Source organism: Neobacillus vireti (genome assembly GCF_001026695.1).
Lineage (GTDB): Bacteria > Bacillota > Bacilli > Bacillales > Cytobacillaceae > Neobacillus > Neobacillus vireti.
The window spans coordinates 92080-112047 of record NZ_LDNB01000018.1; the positions used below are offsets into that span (position 1 = coordinate 92080).

17 protein-coding genes are annotated in these 19968 nt (G+C 38.1%); 12 read left to right on the forward strand and 5 right to left on the reverse strand.

Going from position 1 to position 19968, the window contains the following annotated elements; all coding sequences use genetic code 11:
* Positions 1–6 precede the first annotated feature (6 nt).
* From AA980_RS23155 to AA980_RS23165, 3 genes are all read left to right on the forward strand, one after another.
* Positions 7–3108 (forward strand): CDP-glycerol glycerophosphotransferase family protein, encoded by a 3102-nt coding sequence (locus AA980_RS23155; RefSeq protein ID WP_024027942.1) that lies wholly within the window; start codon positions 7–9, stop codon positions 3106–3108.
* Positions 3109–3195: 87 nt separating this feature from the next.
* Positions 3196–4575, forward strand: coding sequence for a polysaccharide pyruvyl transferase family protein (locus tag AA980_RS23160; RefSeq protein ID WP_024027943.1), 1380 nt, complete (start codon positions 3196–3198; stop codon positions 4573–4575).
* Positions 4576–4766: 191 nt separating this feature from the next.
* Complete coding sequence (locus AA980_RS23165) at positions 4767–5762, forward strand: hypothetical protein (protein WP_024027944.1); 996 nt, start codon at positions 4767–4769, stop codon at positions 5760–5762.
* Between the two features lie 103 nt (positions 5763–5865).
* Here the strand turns inward: AA980_RS23165 and galU are convergent, their stop codons facing one another.
* Complete coding sequence (galU, locus tag AA980_RS23170; RefSeq protein WP_024027945.1) at positions 5866–6750, reverse strand: UTP--glucose-1-phosphate uridylyltransferase GalU; 885 nt, start codon at positions 6748–6750, stop codon at positions 5866–5868.
* 355 nt (positions 6751–7105) lie between these two features.
* On the opposite strand from galU, the gene tagH reads away from it, so the two are divergent.
* Positions 7106–8740, forward strand: a complete 1635-nt coding sequence (tagH, locus tag AA980_RS23175; RefSeq protein ID WP_024027946.1) for a teichoic acids export ABC transporter ATP-binding subunit TagH — start codon at positions 7106–7108, stop codon at positions 8738–8740.
* 116 nt (positions 8741–8856) lie between these two features.
* On the opposite strand, the gene tagU is transcribed toward tagH, so the two are convergent.
* Positions 8857–9783 carry a polyisoprenyl-teichoic acid--peptidoglycan teichoic acid transferase TagU gene (tagU, locus tag AA980_RS23180; RefSeq protein ID WP_024027947.1) on the reverse strand — a complete coding sequence of 309 codons (927 nt, stop codon included), beginning with the start codon at positions 9781–9783 and terminating at the stop codon, positions 8857–8859.
* 329 nt (positions 9784–10112) lie between these two features.
* Between tagU and AA980_RS27395 the strand changes: the two genes are divergently transcribed.
* Positions 10113–10271, forward strand: coding sequence for a hypothetical protein (locus tag AA980_RS27395; protein ID WP_156351176.1), 159 nt, complete (start codon positions 10113–10115; stop codon positions 10269–10271).
* A gap of 276 nt (positions 10272–10547) precedes the next feature.
* On the forward strand, positions 10548–10745 hold the full coding sequence (locus AA980_RS23185) for a hypothetical protein (RefSeq protein WP_024027948.1): 198 nt from the start codon (positions 10548–10550) through the stop codon (positions 10743–10745).
* Positions 10746–11130: 385 nt separating this feature from the next.
* Here the strand turns inward: AA980_RS23185 and AA980_RS23190 are convergent, their stop codons facing one another.
* Both AA980_RS23190 and AA980_RS23195 read right to left on the reverse strand, forming a co-directional pair.
* Positions 11131–11946 (reverse strand): SGNH/GDSL hydrolase family protein, encoded by an 816-nt coding sequence (locus AA980_RS23190; RefSeq protein WP_024027949.1) that lies wholly within the window; start codon positions 11944–11946, stop codon positions 11131–11133.
* A gap of 179 nt (positions 11947–12125) precedes the next feature.
* Entirely contained in the window at positions 12126–13118 is a 993-nt protein-coding gene (locus AA980_RS23195; RefSeq protein ID WP_024027950.1) for a sensor domain-containing diguanylate cyclase, read from the reverse strand.
* Between the two features lie 247 nt (positions 13119–13365).
* Between AA980_RS23195 and AA980_RS23200 the strand changes: the two genes are divergently transcribed.
* Positions 13366–14091 (forward strand): LytR/AlgR family response regulator transcription factor, encoded by a 726-nt coding sequence (locus AA980_RS23200; RefSeq protein ID WP_024027951.1) that lies wholly within the window; start codon positions 13366–13368, stop codon positions 14089–14091.
* Positions 14092–14245: 154 nt separating this feature from the next.
* On the opposite strand, the gene AA980_RS26665 is transcribed toward AA980_RS23200, so the two are convergent.
* Entirely contained in the window at positions 14246–14410 is a 165-nt protein-coding gene (locus AA980_RS26665; RefSeq protein ID WP_024027952.1) for an aspartyl-phosphate phosphatase Spo0E family protein, read from the reverse strand.
* Positions 14411–14558: 148 nt separating this feature from the next.
* On the opposite strand from AA980_RS26665, the gene AA980_RS23205 reads away from it, so the two are divergent.
* The 5 genes from AA980_RS23205 to AA980_RS23225 all read left to right on the forward strand — a co-directional run bounded on the left by AA980_RS23205 (position 14559) and on the right by AA980_RS23225 (position 19890).
* The gene (locus AA980_RS23205; protein ID WP_024027953.1) at positions 14559–16148 is read left to right on the forward strand and encodes an ATP-binding response regulator; all 1590 of its coding nucleotides are present in this window, start codon (positions 14559–14561) and stop codon (positions 16146–16148) included.
* A gap of 501 nt (positions 16149–16649) precedes the next feature.
* Entirely contained in the window at positions 16650–17450 is an 801-nt protein-coding gene (locus AA980_RS23210) for an EAL domain-containing protein (RefSeq protein ID WP_024027954.1), read from the forward strand.
* 35 nt (positions 17451–17485) lie between these two features.
* Positions 17486–18220: a LytR/AlgR family response regulator transcription factor gene (locus tag AA980_RS23215; RefSeq protein ID WP_235815131.1), complete on the forward strand. Its 735-nt coding sequence runs from the start codon at positions 17486–17488 to the stop codon at positions 18218–18220.
* A 226-nt stretch (positions 18221–18446) separates the two neighbouring features.
* The gene (locus AA980_RS23220) at positions 18447–19196 is read left to right on the forward strand and encodes a YveK family protein (protein ID WP_024027956.1); all 750 of its coding nucleotides are present in this window, start codon (positions 18447–18449) and stop codon (positions 19194–19196) included.
* A complete protein-coding gene (locus tag AA980_RS23225) occupies positions 19186–19890 on the forward strand; it encodes a CpsD/CapB family tyrosine-protein kinase (protein ID WP_024027957.1) in 705 nt (234 codons plus the stop codon). Before AA980_RS23220 ends, AA980_RS23225 begins: the two co-directional genes overlap by 11 nt.
* Positions 19891–19968: the final 78 nt, after the last annotated feature.

A 19968-nucleotide genomic window follows, 5' to 3' on the forward strand; every position in this document is an offset into this window, starting at 1 on the left:
AGCGATATGAATATTCTTGATGTTAAGAACTCACGTTTAATGGTTTCAACTGATGTAGTGGAAAGTATTAAAGAAATTAAAATAAATAAAAAAAAGATTAAACATACAATAAGTAAGACAAATGAACAATTTTCGGAGATATCATTTGATGATATTAGTAAAAATTCATTGAATGTTTTCCATACCATAGCTTTCTATGACAAACAAAAAAATCGTATCGATCTCCAACTCAATAGAGAAGGGATTTTCCCTTTTGAGCTAAATAATAAATATCAAGCAGTCTTAGTTGGCCGGGATCATGAAATGCTTATTAAATTTATAGACGTTTCTGAAATACTAAAAAAGGCCAATAAGCTTGACATGCTATCGCTTAAAGTTAATATACTCTCTGAAAGTTCTTCGGAGATTAACATAGGTATTAGTGATTTTAGCAAAAACGAATTAAATAACCTTTTGCTTATAGCTGTACAAAAAGAAACAAAAATTAGTCATCTTGTTCCGATTGCTTTTCTAAATGAAGATATAATAATACCTAAAAAATACTTTTCCGGAGTATTTGATTTATTTTTTACTATGATTATTAATTCAACGATATTTAAATTGACATTAGACACTTCAGAATTAGGCTATCAAAGTTTTGAAACAGAATTACTGGAAGGCAAGTCACCTTATAGGAGGTTTGTTGTAGATAACCAAGGCATCATAGTTGAATCAAGTAATAAAAGCATAAATGTTAATTTCGATTTTGAACTAACTAATATTGACCATGCTTATTTATTAACTGGTGAACTTATTATTGAAGGTGAAGTTGAAAAGCAAAGTATCTATTTTGATAGGCCACACCATTTTAATAACCCTGATAATAAAAATATATTGAAGCTCTTTTTATTATCCAATGGGTTAATGTCTATAATTGATATTAGCGAAAAGACTTATACTAAAGAAGATACAAAAGAAATAGAAAGTACTGTAAAACAGGCAACTAATTTAGACATTACTAAAATAGAGATAGAGGACACCCTACTTTCCTTTAAGATTCCAAGTGAAATTAGTATCCCTAAAAAAATTCAATTATTAATGAGAGAGAGAAAGTCAAAGGAGTTCTTCTTTATCGAGGGGAATAAAGCTTTTGATAGTTTAATTTTCGATTTTAAGGAGTTTCTGAACGGAACTGATAATAAGGCTGAAAGATGGGATATATACTTAGTAATTAATGCGGAATCAGAAGAAAAAAATGTGTATAGAATAGGAAGTTTTAACGATATAATAGATGACAAACCTAATCGTTTTTACAATTTTTTCAAACAGTCATTCGATGTAAAATCAACCTACAATATGTATAGTAGAATTTATTTAACTAACAAAAACCAGCTTTCATTGGTAAAAGGGAATATATCAAATTTAATTAAGGAACAATTTGAAATCAAAACTATAATTGATAAATTTACAATGAGAAAGGGTTTTGTAAACTTCCGAATAATAATAAAATCATCCTATTTAACGGAATTTGATATAGGAGAAATATACTTAATCCAACGAAATAAAGATGATTTACAAAAAAGAAGGTTTGAAATAAAACGAATCCAGGATGAAAGTAATCGAAGATATATTGATTGTAAAATAGATTTGTTGAAAGAGGATTTATTTCCATTATACTGGGATTTTTACCTTGGAATTGTATGTGAGAATAAAGAGTATTTTATCAGAGTATCGGATGTTTCGAAAAAAGTCTTAGAGGATGTTAACTCAACGATATCCAAATATCAATTATCAGTTAATGATGGGAAAGAAATTATTTACCCGTATGTAACGCTATCAAACGATTTATCATTTACTTATAGGGAACGAGAGTATTTTGAAAGCAGCTATTACCTTCTTAAAGAAAATGCAGCATATTATTTTTATAAGCTTTTTGAAAAGTATTACGCAAAGAAAGAAATCTGGGTTGGCTTTGAAAAGCTTGCTATGTCCGCCCATGAAAGTGGATATTATTTCTTTAAATATGTATATGAAAATAAAAACCAAAAGGATTTTTATTATGTAATCAGGAAAGACTCTCCTGAATTAAAGAATTTAAAGGGTATGGAAGATAAAATTTTATACTTTATGTCATTTAAGTATTTTGTGTATATGTTTGCAGCAAAATTATTAGTTTCCTCAGATACAAAAAGGAATAGTTACAACCTTAAGATGAAAAAGAGTAAACTTGCAAAAGAACTTACAGACAAAAAACTTGTATATTTGCAGCATGGTGTTAATGGGTTAAAGGTGGTAAGGGATTTTTATAAAGATAGGGGCGTATTTGATTTAGTCATTGCTCCATCAGAATATGAGCGGAAAATGATTATTGATCATTGGGGATACAATAAATCTGAAGTGGTAACGACTGGTTTGTCCAGATGGGATGCACTGGTAGATAAAACCAATGAAATTAAATATAGACAAATTTTCGTTATGCCAACATGGCGAACCTGGATGGATGGAATGACAAATGAAAAGTTTATGGAAAGTGAATATTATCAGAAATATAATGAATTCCTTTCTTCTAATAAACTTGATAAGCTATTAAAAGAAAATAATGTAAAAATAATGTTTTTCCTTCATCCAAAGTTTAAAAATTATATTGATCTTTTCGATTTCAAATCGGAGAATATTGAGAAATTTGGCTTTTTAGAGGTTCCCTTAGATGAGATGATTATGAAAAGCTCTCTAATGATCTCAGATTACTCAAGTGTAATATGGGAAATGTTTTATATGAAAAAGCCGTGTGTTTTTTATCATTTTGATCGGGATAAGTACCTTAAATATGAAGGTGCCTATATGGATTTTGAAAATGATCTTTTCGGAGATGTTTCTATTGATGCAGACGGTTTAATTGATATAGTGGAATCATATATAAAATCTGACTTCAAAGAGAAGGAAGAGTATATGCAGCTCAGAAAAAAATATTTCACTTTTATTGATAAAAATAATTCAGAGCGTATTTATCAAGAGATTCAAAAGCATAAAAAGAGTTTATATAAAATGCCTAAGATGAAAAAGTGGAAATTCACCCATGTTATTCCGTTTAAGGTTAGAAGAAAGATATTAGATATTATAAAGAAGTGAGGCTGTCCGTAATATTAATGACTAACTCACATTCATTTGTCTTTGGACAGTATTTGATTAAAATGAAAAAACTAGGAGAATTTTAGTATGAAAAAAATATTAGTAAGATCAGGCATGTCCCCATTGGATACTCTCGGTGCAGATGAAATTATTAAAAGAAATACAATAGGAAATAATGTGGGTAACTTAATTTTTGCTAACAGTGTTTTCAGAAATATTACAACAGATAATGTGGAATTAGTTTCTGACTATTATGGGAAAAATCCAGATGACGCAGATATGATAAATGAAACCTATGATGCCTATATTTTTCCTTTAGCAAATGCAATTAGACCAGGTTTTATACCGACATTAAAGAAATATACTGCGTTAATTAAAAAACTTACTATTCCTGTTTATGTAATAGGGATAGGGGTGCAATTCCCATACGAGCCGAATATTAAAACAAAACGTCCTTTTGATGATGATGTCAAAAATTTTGTTAAAGCAGTTTTGGAAAAATCAAGTACGCTGGGTTTAAGAGGTCAAATTACAGCTGACTATCTTTCGCATTTAGGTTTTAAAGAAGGAAGAGATCATCAAGTAATTGGTTGCCCATCTATGTATACCTTTGGCAATAATATTACGATTCGAAATCTTGAATTGAGTGATTCTTCTTCAATTAGTGTCAACATGACACCTAAGGCTGACCAGAAGGTGCTTGAGTTTTTAAATGGTCTTACCCATAAATTTGATAATTTGAATTTCGTTCCGCAAGATATGGATGAGCTGGTATTAACTTATGCTGGTGCCCCTTTACTGGGAGGAGCAATAAATAGTAAATTGGCTAACTACCCAAATAGTCTTAGTAGTCATGTATATAAAGAAGGAAAGGTTAAATATTTTTTAAACGCTGCAACGTGGATTGAACATATGAAAACTGTTGATTTAAGTATTGGGACGAGATTGCATGGTAATATAGTGCCAACACTTGCCGGAACTCCAAGTATTACAATACCAATAGATGCTCGTGTGAGAGAACTATCCGAATATCATAATTTGCCTCGGGTTTCTTCGGAAGAAATAAATGGTAACACACGTCTAGAAGATTTGATTGAGAAAGTTGATTTTCATTCGGTTGAAAAGAGCCATCAAAAAAACTATGAGAACTTTATTAGCTTTTTGGATAAAATAGGAGTTAATCATATTTATGATAAAAATGCTCCTGGTGTTAAGCAGCCGCTTGAAATCAAGCTTGAATCAATTCAACTTAAACAACCAATTGGCCCAATAACTACATGTTCATCTGAAGAAATGAAAGAAAGACTAGAAAATAGTTTTGAAATCATGTTATCTAAAACAGAAAAGATAAATGAAAACTATACAAAAGAAATTAAAGCTAAAGATAAGAAAATAGAAGACCTTAACAAAAAATTAAAGGAAAAGGAAAGAAAAATAGCAGAGGCACTGAACATATTTAGCAGATAAAAATTAAAGTAGTTTCGACTTCTAACTTTATTTTTATAAAATCATGAATGGTGGAGGCGGCCAGCCTCCACTCTTATTCCATCAAAACTAGTCCGATTAATATTTGGTTATTCAAAAAATAAATTCTCTAACCCAGTTCTATTGTGTGAGGAAAAATTATGAAGGCTTAATAATAGAAAGGGGGCGTTCTTTTGAAAAAGAGGAAAACTATTTTAGTATGTTTGCTTTCTATTTTAGTAATTCTTATTTTCTTTAATATTTTCAATAAAAAGGAGTTAAATAATAATAAAATAGAAGTTTCACTAAATAAAAAAGAAGTAAATGAAAAAGGCGTCTTTCCCGGTAACCATCTTAGTTTTTTTGATTACCAGAAACCCATTCTTAAATTTCCAGTTCGTAAGGCTGATGGCTGGATTCAAGGGGCATCTGTTAATCAAATAGATAACGATATATATATTGCAAGACAGCCAAATCGCGGAACTACTTTAACCATTGAAAGGATTAATATAATAACAGGTAAAAAAAAGGACTCAAGAAAGGTTTCAATACAGTCAGGTACATATGCTGAAGGATTGCCTTGGTTTAGAAATAACAAGGGGGAATTATGTTTTCTGGTAAGACAAGTTCCAACTGATCAAATTTCAATTTTTAATTATTCAAAGAATAGAATAGAGGGAAAAGTAGATTTACTAGGAAGTTATAAAATTGGATTTGATATTAATCAAAAATATATTGTGACATGCAACGCTACAAAGAATGTATTAGATAAAATTTATGTATATGATTTTGATAGTGTTGTTAAAGGTTCTCCTAAATTACTTAAAATTATAAAAACTAAAAGTGAGGATTTGTTGTTCGAAAAGCCCCAAGGAATAACTATACATGACAATAAAATAATATTTTCTCACGGGGGTAAAGATGGAAACCCTGCAATTAGTGTAGTAAATTTTGAAGGAAAAGTTGAAAACGTCTTTTATTATGATAGAAAAAGTTATGCAGAAATGATAAACGAAACATATCCAAATTTTATTTTAGATAAAAAGAATTACAGGTACGAAAACGAAGGTGTATTTATGTACAATTATAAAGGTGAAGTATATCCTGCCTTAGTGCAGATTTTAAATCATACCACCACTATAATTGTTCTATCGGGTGCTCCGGATGGCCAACAGGTAAAAATAAAATGAAATAAAAAATAGGATAATACCCACTATTTAAAGCATTATAATTTCAAAACAGAAACAAACTTGGAAAACAATCCCGAGTTTATTTCTGCTTTTATAACCTGTTTTAATTCATTATGCTTTCTTCTTTTAGGATCCCGTTTAAAAAGTCCAATACTTCATGACGTAAATTTTCGTCCTGTAGGGCGAATTCAATGGTCGTTTTAACAAAGCCGATTTTCTCACCCACATCGTATCGCTTACCCTCAAAGTCATAGGCGAACACACGCTGGATGCTGTTTAACTTCTGGATGGCATCTGTCAGTTGAATTTCCCCGCCAGCGCCCGTTTCCTGATTTTCTAAAAAACTAAAGATTTCTGGTGTAAGCACGTATCTGCCCATAATCGCTAAATTGGATGGGGCCGTTCCCGGCTTTGGTTTTTCCACAAAGTTATTCACTTGATAGCGCCTTCCTTGCTGGGCGGACGGATCGATAATTCCGTAACGGTGCGTTTCATCATCGTGAACCGTTTGAACCCCAATGACCGAAGAATGGGTTTCCTCATATTGATTAATCAGCTGCTTTAAGCATGGGGTGTCACTTTGGACGATATCGTCTCCGAGCAGGACGGCAAACGGCTCATCCCCAATAAATTTACGGGCGCACCATACTGCATGTCCCAAACCTTTCGGCTCTTTTTGTCTAATATAATGGATATCAGCAAGGTTAGAAACGTAATTAATTTTTTTCAATAGTGCATACTTCTCTTTTTCTAAAAGGTTTTGTTCCAACTCTGGTGTTGTATCAAAGTGGTCTTCAATAGCACGTTTTGACTTCCCGGTTACAATAATAATATCTTCAATCCCAGAATCAATAGCTTCTTCGACTATATATTGAATCGTTGGCTTATCAACGATCGGTAACATTTCCTTTGGCATTGCTTTTGTTGCTGGCAGGAATCGTGTTCCCAATCCTGCTGCTGGAATAATGGCTTTTCGTACCCTTTTCATTTACTATAATCCCATCCTTAAAAAAATTACTTTTCAAAAATATTATTTCTCTTACAACTGATATATTGTATCATGTTTTACTAATTAAATGGTACAAAAGAATTGTGAAATAATGTATATACACCTTTTTTTATGGGTGTATCATTTAGGATATATATCTTAAAGCAATCTCAATAGGTAAAAAATTGGTTGATATTCTTATTGAAGGGAACAATTCCGACTATTTATTAACATGTAAATTTTATGGTATTATGTTATAGGGTCCTTCCTAGACCCTATTGTTTATTTGGTTTAAAAAGGTGAATAATAAGTCCTATACTATTTCTACAAAGATTTATATAAGCAAGGAGAACGTATGAGCACTTCAGTTAGTTTAAAAAATGTCACAAAAAGATATAAAATGTATAAAAAAACTTCCGATAAATTATTGGATTTGGCTTTACCGAGTGGATATGGGAAAAACTTTTATGCATTACAAAATATTAGTTTTCAGGCGGAACAAGGGGACATTATTGGGATTATCGGGGTAAATGGAGCAGGAAAATCAACCATATCTAATATTATCTCAGGAATCATCCCGCCAAGTTCCGGTACAATTGATATTAAGGGAGACGCCGCCCTCATTTCAATCGGGGCAGGCCTTAATAATCAACTATCAGGCAGAGAAAATATCGAGCTAAAATGCCTGATGCTCGGCTTTAAAAAGCAAGAGATACAGGATTTAATGCCGGAAATTATTGATTTTGCCGAAATTGGCGAGTTTATTGATCAGCCCGTCAAAAAATACTCAAGCGGGATGAAATCAAGACTGGGTTTTGCTATCTCAGTTAACATCGATCCAGATATCTTGATTATTGATGAAGCCCTTTCGGTGGGCGATAAGATTTTTGCGCAAAAATGCCTAGACAAAATGAACAGCTTTAAAGAAAAAGGCAAGACGATATTCTTTATCAGTCATTCGATTGGCCAGGTGAAGGAATTCTGCCAAAAAGCGCTCTGGCTGGAAGCAGGGGAAGTAAGAGCGTACGGACCTGTTGAGGAAGTCATCCCGCAGTATGAAAAATTCATTAAAGAATTCAACAAGATGTCTAAGGAAGAGAAGAAACAGTTTAATTTGAAGGTGATGGAAAAGCGAAGCCGCAGACAGGCTAGTGAGGCCGAACTTGCAATGGATCCTACTAATGGTGTTCTATCCCGGAGAAAGCCTAAAGGTAAAAGGGGAGCCGTATTAAAATCCCTATTGGTGGTCGTTTTCCTGCTGGCCTCTACCTTGATCTATTTCAAATGGCATAATTTAATCACCTACTTTCAGGCTGACAAAAAGGTACATGTCTCGAATGGAGAAGATGGAAAGACGGCCGATGACAAGACTCAGGAGAAGAACCCTGAAATGAATGCCAACCAGCCGGCGGAGGATACGACCGCGGTTGTTGAGAAAGATCTTCGGTACGTGAATTTGTCCACCGGGTTTGTAAGGGACATTCCTGATTTAGCCACCAGCAAAAAGGTGACCATGGTTGACTTTGGCGACCCCATTATGGTTGAACAGACAGAAAAAGATCCAGTAGAAGATTTCAGCTGGTTACAGTTTACTTTAGCAAATGGGTTAAAAGGCTGGATAAGTGAAAGGTTGGTAACCAAACTGGAAACACCATTGAATGAGGAAAGCATGGTTTCAGCTGTTGGGACGATTGTTAATGATGAACAGTTGGCCAAAACCTTATCGGTGTTGGGAAAGACAAAGGAAGAACTTGGAACAGCGGCCAATAATAAGTCGATACAATTGGCATATAATCAAAGCGGTCAGGTTAAGGAAGTAAGTATGAATATTGAGGGGATAACAAAAGAGCAAATCATTGACCAGCTAGGGGAACCTATCCTCCATCAAGGAGAGAAAGCCTATTTATATCATGGGGAACGCTATGATTTTATTTTTTATACCGGAAATGGTTCCTCCTTTTATAAAATGAAAGTAAGATCGGTTTCTTAGGTTATCGTATTTTCGGTTTTTTCAACTACCTGAAAATGATGGCGTGAAACGTGATATCAATTTTGAATGAAAAAATGACCCCGGCTTTCGCTGCCAGGGTCATTTTTCGCTTTTCTTTATTGTATTTCCAGTTGCGCCTTCAATTCGCTTTGAACTCTTTGCTTCTCTTCGGCAGAAACTAATCCGTAATAGATTTTATCAATCTTTGTTCCTGTTTCTTTGATTTCCATTTGCTGGATGTTCGAACCTGCATCCTTATAATTCTTTTGAATGTCAATCAAATCATCGAAAGAAAGGTTTGTTTTTACATTTTTTCCAAGAGCAGTAAAGATGTCTGAGAAGTTAGCAAGGCTTGATACGCTAGCGCCTTCTTTAATAACACCTTGAATGATTTGACGCTGTCTGCCTTGGCGGCCGAAGTCGCCATTCGGGTCTTGTTTTCTCATTCTAGTAAAGGCTAATGCCTCTGTGCCGTTAAGGTTTATTTCACCCTTGGCAAAGTGGATTTTATCTTGGGTAAAATCTAAATTATTTTGAACGGTAATTCCGCCAACAGCATCGACAATATCTTTAAAGCCTTCCATGTTTACCTTCATATAATAGTCAATCGGAATATCGAGGAAGTTTTCAACCGTATCCATGGACATTGGTACACCGCCAAAGGCATACGCATGGTTAATCTTATCATCTTTTCCTTTACCGACTATTTCTGTGCGAGTATCACGCGGAATGCTTAGCATCTTAACTGATTTATTGTTAGGATTAACGGCTAAGACAATCATCGTATCTGAACGGCCCCTATCGCCAGGTCGTTCATCCACACCAAGCATTAATACGGTGAACGGATTTTTATCTTTAAAAGAAACCGGTTCCTGACGTTTATCAGATTGTTTCCGATCAATTGGCTCATGCATCGTGGTAACTGCATTTTTCAATGATTTATATACCGTGAAGGCATATGCTCCTGCTCCAATTATAAGGACAAGAAGGACAATACCAGTTACCTTTAACCATTTTCTATTTTTCTTATTTTCCGACCTCATTCGATCTAACCTCCAAAAATTTTACAAGTTTTTCGTCCTCATGATATAGATTAACAAAAAAGTGTGTAAATGGATATAAAAAAATTGTGGAATTTTTCCTTTGTGCCTTTATGTGCCGGCAAGAGGTGTAAAACCAGGTTTCTGGGGGAGATGGGGATAGGTATTTATCCAAAAGACCAGTTGTTGTGGTGCCTGACAGCAAAGCGTATCAAAGCTAATCGACAAAATTCACGAAATTTACACAAAATTCAATTGGAAATGTATTTACAATCGACAACGAATCTAGTAGAATATGAAACTAAATATAACTGGAAGGAGGATTGTGGGATTTGGAACGGAAATCTGAAAAGGAAAGCAGCTCGAATGTCATAGAATTTTCAGAAATCGTAAAAAAGGCATATGACAAGGGCTTAAATGAACACGAAATAACGTTAGAAAAATTAATGGAAGATTTGAAAGCGGATTTGAAGAGTCTAGTAATAGGCTAATTATATATACAATACATAAGGCTGCCGGAGGAGACCCCGGGCGGCCTTTTTTGGTATTAGATGCGGTTGCAGATAGCCCTTATTGGAGCCCGTTCCGCAGATTTCAAGAGCTTTGCGGTCGCCAATGGACACTATTGGCGACCGTTCTCCCAGTTTCAATATCATATCGGTCCTTGAACCAGGTATCTTTCGCCATACTCGACAAAAAAATCATGGATAACAATCAGGCGGTCTTGTATATTATAGGTATAAGTTTACATTTGAGGGGGAATTTTTATGTCAAATGAGTTGGGCAGTTTGTTCGGGTTGTTTGCACTTGTTCCAATCTTACTATATTTGTTAATTCTCGCGTTTAGTATTTGGTTTATTTTCCGCACAATCAGGTTCATGAATGAAAAGACGATGTTGGATCAAGCAAGAAATGAGAAGCTGGATGCGTTGATTAAAGTGATGCAGGAGAAATCGGGGGAGTAAGTCCATTTTTAACAGGAAGGCAGGTTAAAAAAGGAGCGGAAGCAGTTGCAAAATGAAAAAAAGAAACTTTTCATGATTTGTTCATAGTTTCTTCATCTTTGCCAGCTATAATAAAAGCGTGGAAAGAAGTCGCTAATCTTCTTCTCATAACCCCTTTAAAAAATATTTTACTTATGCATCCGGCCATTGTGCCGGATATTTTTTTTAGGAGCGATTAATGCTCGATTCGCCGGCAAAACTAAGATACAAAAGGCTGCCAAGATGATTGGCAGCCTTTTGTGTTTCAAAGTTCGACAGGAGTATCCGTTTTGATTTTTGCTTTCTGTTCTTCGGAATCGTTAAAGGAAACCATTCCAAGTATGCAAAGAGTGAGATTATCAGCGAATCACTCGGACTCACTTTCACTAATTAAGAATTGACTGATGGAGCCGCTCCATATTTTGTTTCCCTTTTCGCTTGGGGCACTTTGGTCCGGAAGCAGATTGTCTTTGATTGCATCGGAATTGGGGTCGGGCCATGCATCCCAATGATTGAGATAGGGAAGCCCCTGTTCCTCGGCAAATTTCTTTAGCCCGGCTACCTGTTGTGGGTAAATTTTCGCTTTATAGAGCGGATAGGATGGCTGCAGAATAAAGGAAGTCCCTGGATTCTTTGCGCTGACGTCATCGATTATTGTCGTTATATCTTTAATTGTCTTGTCTAAAAGGACTTTCCCGTTATTTAGTAAAATGAACGGCTCAAGCACAATTAAATCGGCATGTTCGGCGGCAATTTCCGCCTGATGATGATTGTTAATGAATTGAGTGGTAGTGGAATCAAAGGTTTTGACTGCTACTTGGATATAATTCTCCCCAAAGGTTTCAAGAAGATGCTCTTTTACTAGAGGGAACGGGCCAGCCGTTTCAGAACCAATCGCTGGTGAGCCGACAAAAAGGATTTTGAACGTTTTTTCCGCTTTTAACGTCTCTTTGAATCGGTTAACGGAATCGGAAGGCCAATTACGGGTTAGCCTAAGAAGATCCTTTTCAATACCTTTCTCTTCTAAGTTCAGTTTATCTGTCTTTGTTGTGGAAGCTTGGTAGAGGCCCGAACTGGGTTTACTCTTTGCTGAGGCCGTCATTTGTTGATTCCAATGGGATTGACCTAAATAGAGTACAACTAGGAATACGATTCCTAATAACGCCGTTAGAAATTTCGCCATATCGATATTACCTCCAAAAAAGTAGTGCATACCTATTATAGCAGAAGGTGATAGAAAATTAACCCAATTTCAATTATAATCGACAAATATTTACATTAGGGAACTCCCTCTAGTCGCAAGTAATGTCCGCGATCCTCCAGTAAAAGGTTGTTATCCGCCGCGTAACGTTTCCCTATCAGCTAATCATTGGTATAGAATCGATAAAGATTCCGCCCGCCATCCTTCGCTTCATACAGGGCGTGGTCCGCGGCCGAAATTAACGCCGTTTGCGAGACGCCATCTTGGGGAAAGAGGCTGATTCCAATCGAACAGGTGGTTTCAAATGAATGACCTTGAATCAACCAGTTCTCACGCAGCGCAGCCAATAGCCGATCTGCCAAACTAGTAATTTCCGCGTCAGAAGACGGCCTCTCATAGATAATCGCGAACTCATCGCCGCCGAGGCGAAACAAGGTAGCGGATGCTGGCAGAATGGCTTGAATCCGGGCGACAAATTGCTTGAGCAATTCATCGCCGACATCGTGGCCCATCGAATCGTTGACACATTTAAAGCGGTCGCAGTCGAGATAGAGCAAGGCAAAGCGAAGGTTTTCTTCCTTTGCCGTCTCCATTGCTGCCGCTAAGCGCAAATAGAAAGAGCGGCGATTGGCAGCACCTGTTAACGGGTCATAGAAGGCGAGTTCAATGAGTTTTTGCTCATATTGCTTTTTTTCAGAGATGTCGCGGGTAATCGCCGCGAAGCCATTAACCGTACCGGCAGCATCTCTTAATGGCGAAACCGTGACCTCGACATCGAGGAAAGAGCCGTCTTTTCGTAAAAAGGAACCTTCCCAGTGGTTAACCGAGTTGCCGGTAAGTAAGAGATCCCGTACACGCTGTTCCTCACCATGCAAAGCGGCGGGGATAATTGGCAGCGGCTTTCCGATTAGCTCCGCTTTCTTCCAGCCGTACATTTGTTCAAAGGCCGGATTGATATAGGTAAGCACTCCGTCCACTGTTGTAATATTAATCGCATCAGATGTATAGGTAAAGATGGATGACAGCTGCTCATTTGTTGCTTGCAGCGCAGTTTGTAGCTTGTCCGTTTTCTTTTTAAAATATCGTCCAAGTAAAAAGGCAACAACCAAAAGGATAAAGATGATTACCAGATAATAATAATGGAATACGTACATGATTTGCAGAGTTCCTCCTATGTATCGTCAGGTATTAACATCTATTGTAGGCACCATTTTACAATACTGCAAGATGATAGCCGCGAAAGGGCGATAATCGAGGCTGTAGAGGATGAAAAGCTAGGTCTTATGTCCACCTATATTTAATTTCCAACTTTTTCATAGTAGTAATCTCAAAAAAACAAATACATTTTATGACAAAATCATTTAAAATATAGACATGAACATAAAGGAAGGAAATGCACATATGAGTCCAATAAAGGTGATAGTAGCTGATGATCATCAAGAATCCATAGACAGCATGAAACATTTACTTACAAGTTTACCTGAGTTTCAATTAATTGGACAGTGTGCGAATGGGGAGCAGCTCGTCGAGGAGGTCATTGTCAAGAAGCCAGACCTCGTGCTTACCGCGATAAAAATAGCAAAGAAAAATGGCATGGAGGCGATGAAGGAGGTACTAGCTTTTTTGCCAACAATTAAAGTAATCTTTATTACCGGCTTTGATGAATATGCAATTGAGGCATTTGAAATGGCTGCTGTTGATTACCTCCTCAAGCCGGTGGAGGAGGAGCGGTTAGCGCAAGCGTTGGAGAAGGCGAAAAACATCATCGAGTTTGAACGGGAGAAAATGGGGAACAGTCTTAAGCAGCAGCAAAAAATTCTGCAGCTGAGGGACCAAACGGCGACCCTGTTTATTCCGCTTGATGAGATCCTCTTTATCGAAAAGGCGGGGAAGAAGTGTCTTGTTTATACCGAAAAGGAGATTTATGATACGTCCGAAACGATGGCGCGAATCCTCACGCGTCTCGATGAAACCTTTTTCCATGCACACCGATCCTATATCATTAATTTAGAAAAAATTTCGCAAATCATCCCGCAAAAGGAAAGCTTTATCGTTCATTTTAAGGACTATGACCATTTGGCAAAAATCTCGAAATTGAAAATTAACGAAATCAGAAAACTTATCTAGCATTTAACGCGCCATCTCTAATTGAAATTTTTTCAAAGAACCATCCGTGCCAATCAAGACGGTGTGATTAGTGCACGGGTTCACTTCGTTCATTTCCTAAAAATGTAAAAAATATCTATAGTAATTTGTGGCACTCCCCGTTAATACGCTGTCATCATGAGGATAGTTGTTCTTTTTGCTCAAGGGCCAATAATAAGTTTAATAATTCGTCTAACTGTTGACTGCATTCGATTGTTTCCGCAGAAGTGGGGCCGTATCGCTCGACCAATTCACATAGTTCATTGCGATAGTTTTCAATCATCATTAACAAATAGTTCATTTGGGCAACTCCTTTAAATAGATAGGTATATAATACCATTTGTTGAACGGTTTTTATAGAAAAAGTTCTCAGATGCGGAAAATCATGGTTGAAAGGGGGAGGAGGCGGCGTGTACAATCGCTGTTGTTAGATAAAGGAGAGAGTTTAGATGTTTGTTTCCGATTTATGCGTAATAGTGGTTGCGGCTGCAGTGGTCCTGATTGCGCTGTTGTTATTCATTAAATACAGACAAGCGGTAAAAAAGGTAGAGTCCGATTTACTCCACACGATCCGCTGCCAGCAAGGGATGACGTTAAAGTACATCAAGCAGGGCGACCATTACATTCACACGTTAATGGAAGGTCAATTACTTGAAAAAATGAGCCTTACCCCGGCGATGGTAACCGGGAAAAATCTCCATCAGTTTTATTCGAAAGAGGATGCCGATCGGATTGAGCAGGCCTATTCAAGTGCCTGGATCGGTGAAATCAGCGATTACGAAGCCCGGCTAAACGGGGTGGACTATTATGTCACGTTAAGTCCAGTGAAGAAAAAGGGGAAAGTCGTCGAGGTCATCGGTTCCGGTGTGGACATTACCGAACGGCGGGCGATGGAAAGGAGCATCATCGAAACAAAGGAAGAAGCGGTCAAGGCCAATCAGGCAAAATCGAAGTTTTTATCGCGGATGAGTCATGAACTGCGCACGCCGTTAAATGCGATCCTTGGCTTTTCGCACTTGTTGGAGTTAGAGGAGACGCTAACCGAGAAGCAGTGGCAGTTTGTCGATCAAATCCGAAAAGGCGGGACTCATTTATTGACGTTAATTAATGACGTTTTGGATTTAGCGGCAATCGAGGCGGGGAAGCTGAAATTGGAAATGGAGGCGATTCGAATCGATGCCGTTATCGATGAATGTGTCCGCTTTATTTCCCCGCTTGCCGATAATAAAGGGATTAGCATCGCAACCCAGCAAACCGCCGCGGATGATTGTTACGTATCCGCGGATCGGTTTAAGCTGCAGCAAATATTCTTGAATCTGCTGGATAATGCGATTAAATATAACCAGGAAAAGGGAACGGTGGCGATTCACTGGGCCGTAAAGGATGGTTTCCTGTTTGTCCATATTGTCGATAGCGGTCGAGGAATCCCCTTATCTGAGCAAGGACAGATCTTTGAACCGTTTTACCGAAGCGGTCAACAGCAAGTTGAAGGAACAGGGATCGGCCTTGCGCTCGTCGGGCAATTGATTCAATTAATGGGGGGCACCGTCGCTGTTGAAAGCCAGCTGGGAATAGGAAGTGACTTTTGCATCAGCCTCCCGCTCATGAAGTCTCCGGGAGCAAGCGGCCAGCCGCTGCTTGAAAAAAAGGCGCCGGTCAAGCTCGAAGACAACGAGTTTACAATTTTGTATATTGAGGACAATTTGTCAAATTTGCAATTAATCAAAGAAATCCTCGGCGCGATCCCAGGTATTTGCTTCCACTCTGCAGCGACCGGCGTTGAGGGAATCGAACTGGCCATCGGGCAGCTGCCGGATTTAATTCTATTAGATCTAAACCTCCCCGATCTCAATGGCTTTGAAGTATATGACAGGATCAAAGAGAATCATGCCTGCGAACAAACCCCGATCATAGCCTTAAGCGCCAATGCTATTCAAGACGAAATTAATCGGGCGCTGGCGAAAGGGTTTACGGAGTATATTTGTAAGCCAGTTGATATCCCTGCCTTTTTAAGCGTAGTTGCGAAACATTTACGATAATCAGCCGCCGCCAGAATTACTGACGGCGCTTTTTTGGGGATTTTGGTGCGGGACGGACTCCAATAAGTTTAATTGTCTACATTTTCCTTGGATTTTTCGGTAAGATTACCAAACTATTACAAACGGGCTGGTTATTTCCTGAAATGTTGCGAAATGTCGCATTTTATGTCGTATTCTGTCATTATTTAAGGTCATTAGGTCTATTTAACTGTCTGTTAGGCGCTAATGTCATTAGACATTTTAGTAAATATTGACTATATTTGGGATGTGCGGGGAATTAAGGGAGTCGTCTCCTAAGCGCTGCGGTACGACAACTAGAGGGATTACCATGATTTCTATCGATGCCAGCTTCATGCGAAGAAAATACGGTAGAACCGGCGGCAGAGAAAGAATCATGAATGCCAACTGACTATCCCTAGTAATTAAAACAAATCCTTTATCATAAAAATCTACACTATTTTAAAATCCTCTTATAAAAAAAGTCACGGATTGGTTAGGAGAGTGGAACAAATTAGCGATGTTCTCAGTCAAAAAACTGAACATGTTTATCAGCCAATGTGGAATGTGGATGCGATGAGTATTTTTGGCTATGAAGCGTTGCTGCGGTTTCCGGACGGATATGGCAATAGCAATATTGAGCAGATCTTCACTGCGGCACGAACCGATGGGACGTTATTTGAGCTGGACACACGATCCTTCGCTCAGGCGATCAGCCGGTTTCCGTTAAATAAATTAGCGGAGGCGCTGTTGTTTCTCAACCTTTATCCATCGACACTGCTTCATCCTCATTTTCCTTTTTTCATGAATCAGTTAGTCAAAAAATATCCGTTCGTGCACGGGCGGGTAGTGATTGAAATCAATGAAACGAAAGAGGAAGAATCCTGCTGGGAGCTTCCGGAGTTTAAGAAAAGAATCGCATTAGTCAAAGACCTCGGCTTTGCGATCGCACTTGATGATGTTGGCACAGGGGCGACGGGGTTGCAGAAAATCATTGAGTTTTCCCCAAATTTTATTAAGTTGGACCGCTACTTTTCCGTCGGACTATCGTCGTCAACGGAAAAACAGCAAATGGTAGCGCTGTTGATTCAATACGCACAATACAAAATGGGCGTGATATTAGAAGGAATTGAAGAGGAAGACGATTTAGCTGCGGCCATCAACATCGATGTGCCGATTATTCAGGGCTACCTGTTAGGCAAACCGAAGAAGATGACTGCCCAGACCGTGTTTCGGAAATATCAGACCTCGCTTAAAACCCAAGATTCTGCTCATTCTTTTTGTCCCGAAATAAGTGTAAAATAAGGGGACGAGTGGCATTATAAGTAAAAGTGAGTGGTATGATGAAGAATCTGAAAGTGATCATTGTCGATGATGACCTTTCATCGAAAACACTGCTAGGCCACTATATTCAGTTATTCCCTGGATATGTGCTGGCGGGGGAAGCGTCGAGCGGTGAAGAGCTGATCGAGCTTGTGAACAAGAAGCAGCCGGATATTGTGCTAGTGGACATTAATATGCCTGGTATCAATGGTATCGAGGCAGCACAGCTGTGTAAGGAAATGGTTCCGGCCCTTCAGGTCATCTTTACGACCGGTTATGATGAGTTTGCGGTGGAGGCGTTTAGTCTCTCGGCGGTCGACTATATTGTCAAACCAATCGAGAAGGTCCGGCTGTTAATTTCCTTAGAAAAGGCGAAGATTGGTCTGCAATTGCACAAGCGATTGGAAGCGAAGCAGGGAGCGGCCGCTATCAATAAGCTTGCTATAAGATCGAATCACGCGTTTCTTTATCTTGACATGGAAGATATCGTAATCGTCGAAAAGGAAGGGAGAAAGTCGATCATTCATTTGGAGGCGGAGCAGGTGGAGTCCTCTGATTCCCTTCAGGATATCGCAAAACGCCTGCCGAAATACTTTTATCGAACTCATCGCTCGTACGTCGTAAACCTCAGGAAAATCGTCAAGATTGAAGCGTTCGGTGAAACCTATCTCGCCCATTTTGCCGATTCGGACAAAATCGCCCATATTTCCAAATTACAAATTCAAACCATTAGCCGGCTAATGGGGAAATGATAAAGAGGCGAGGAGCCTCTTTTTTGTGTTTGTAGTTTGAAAGGTTGGAGTTGTGAGAAAATTTGGTAAATGGGTGTGAATTTAATACCAATTTTTTATTTATTATTCAAATATCTGTAAAAATGGTGTTTAATAGAGTAAGGGAGTTAAATTTGACAAATTACAGTAAAAGCTGACAAATTGTGATATTATATTCTATATATTGTAGTGAAATTAGGAGGCCGAAATGGAAGAGACTATAAGTTTAAAAGAGCTACTTGAGACCTTAAAAAAGCGATTGCTTTTAATCGTGTCGATAACATTAATAGCTGCCATTGTTAGTGGTGTGGTAAGTTACTTTGTATTGACTCCGATTTACCAGGCTTCTACCCAAATTCTCGTCAACCAACAGAAAAATGAACAAAATGTTTATAGCCCAAGTGAGGTGCAAACAAACCTTCAATTAATAAATACCTATAATGTGATAATCACAAGCCCGGCGATCTTAGATATTGTCGTAAGCGAGCTTGATTTAAAGATGACGGCTTCCCAGTTAAAAGGAAAGATTACCGTGGGCAGTGAAAAGGATTCACAGGTTGTCAACTTGTCTGTTCAGGACCCGGATGCCTTAGTGGCAGCGCAAATTGCCAATAAGACGGCCGAAGTGTTTCAAACGGAAATTCCAAAGATTATGAAGGTCGATAATGTCAGTATTTTAGCGAAAGCTGATATTTCGGAAAATCCGGCGCCGATTAAACCAAGGCCATTATTAAATGTGGCGATTGCCATCGTCGTCGGGTTAATGGCAGGTGTCGGCCTTGCGTTCTTACTGGAGTATTTCAATAACACGATTAAAAACGAGCAGGATGTTGAAAAAATCTTAGGTTTGCCGATTCTAGGGGTTATTGCCACGATTGATGATCAGCAAATTGAAGAATTGAAATTGAAGCGGGCAGCACGAAAATCAACGTTAAGAGGTGAGACACTTGGCTCGTAGGCAGAAAAGGACACAATCAAGTAAAGACCCAAGCCGAAAGCTGATTACGGCGATTGCACCAAAGTCACCGATTTCGGAGCAATTTCGGACTATTCGGACGAATATCCAATTTTCCGCAATTGATGAAGAAATCAGAACGATTATGGTAACCTCATCAGGACCCGGGGAAGGGAAATCAACGACAGCGGCGAACCTAGCCGTAACCTTTGCTCAGCTTGGAAAAAAAGTCCTATTAGTCGATGCCGATCTTCGAAAGCCAACGGTTCATTATACGTTTGGTGAGAATAATGGCTTTGGTTTTACGACGGTGCTGACAAAGCAAAGGACACTTGAAAAAACAGTGATTGAAACAGATGAGCAGGATTTATATATTTTAACAAGCGGACCGATTCCACCGAATCCAGCTGAATTATTAAGCTCGAAATCAATGGAGCAATTTATGGAAGAAGTAAAGGCGCAATTTGACTATATCATTTTGGATACACCGCCGTTACTGGCTGTAGCTGATCCACAAATTCTCGCAAATCAGTGTGATGGCTCAATTTTTGTTGTCTTTAGTGAGAGGACAGAAATAGAGCAGGCGAAAAAGGCAAAAGAATTGCTTGAGCATGCACAAAGCAAGCTGCTTGGTGTCGTGTTGAACAATAAAGAGATTAAAAATAATGATTATTACTATTATTATGGTACTAAATAACTACTTTCGACAACATGCGACAAAATACCTCCCTTTACTAGGACTTTCGACCGTGTTAGTCTTAATTAGATAACAGTT

What these genes read in the sequence shown, in the direction of transcription:
- tagH (WP_024027946.1), top strand. Translation starts at nt 7,106, where the DNA reads ATGAGCACTTCAGTTAGTTTAAAAAATGTCACAAAAAGATATAAAATG.
- AA980_RS23195 (WP_024027950.1), bottom strand. Translation starts at nt 13,118, where the DNA reads ATGTACGTATTCCATTATTATTATCTGGTAATCATCTTTATCCTTTTG.
- AA980_RS26665 (WP_024027952.1), bottom strand. Translation starts at nt 14,410, where the DNA reads ATGAACTATTTGTTAATGATGATTGAAAACTATCGCAATGAACTATGT.
- AA980_RS23160 (WP_024027943.1), top strand. Translation starts at nt 3,196, where the DNA reads ATGAAAAAAATATTAGTAAGATCAGGCATGTCCCCATTGGATACTCTC.
- AA980_RS23155 (WP_024027942.1), top strand. Translation starts at nt 7, where the DNA reads ATGAATATTCTTGATGTTAAGAACTCACGTTTAATGGTTTCAACTGAT.
- AA980_RS23190 (WP_024027949.1), bottom strand. Translation starts at nt 11,946, where the DNA reads ATGGCGAAATTTCTAACGGCGTTATTAGGAATCGTATTCCTAGTTGTA.
- AA980_RS23185 (WP_024027948.1), top strand. Translation starts at nt 10,548, where the DNA reads ATGTCAAATGAGTTGGGCAGTTTGTTCGGGTTGTTTGCACTTGTTCCA.
- galU (WP_024027945.1), bottom strand. Translation starts at nt 6,750, where the DNA reads ATGAAAAGGGTACGAAAAGCCATTATTCCAGCAGCAGGATTGGGAACA.
- AA980_RS23200 (WP_024027951.1), top strand. Translation starts at nt 13,366, where the DNA reads ATGAGTCCAATAAAGGTGATAGTAGCTGATGATCATCAAGAATCCATA.
- AA980_RS23215 (WP_235815131.1), top strand. Translation starts at nt 17,486, where the DNA reads ATGATGAAGAATCTGAAAGTGATCATTGTCGATGATGACCTTTCATCG.
- tagU (WP_024027947.1), bottom strand. Translation starts at nt 9,783, where the DNA reads ATGAGGTCGGAAAATAAGAAAAATAGAAAATGGTTAAAGGTAACTGGT.
- AA980_RS23220 (WP_024027956.1), top strand. Translation starts at nt 18,447, where the DNA reads ATGGAAGAGACTATAAGTTTAAAAGAGCTACTTGAGACCTTAAAAAAG.
- AA980_RS23205 (WP_024027953.1), top strand. Translation starts at nt 14,559, where the DNA reads ATGTTTGTTTCCGATTTATGCGTAATAGTGGTTGCGGCTGCAGTGGTC.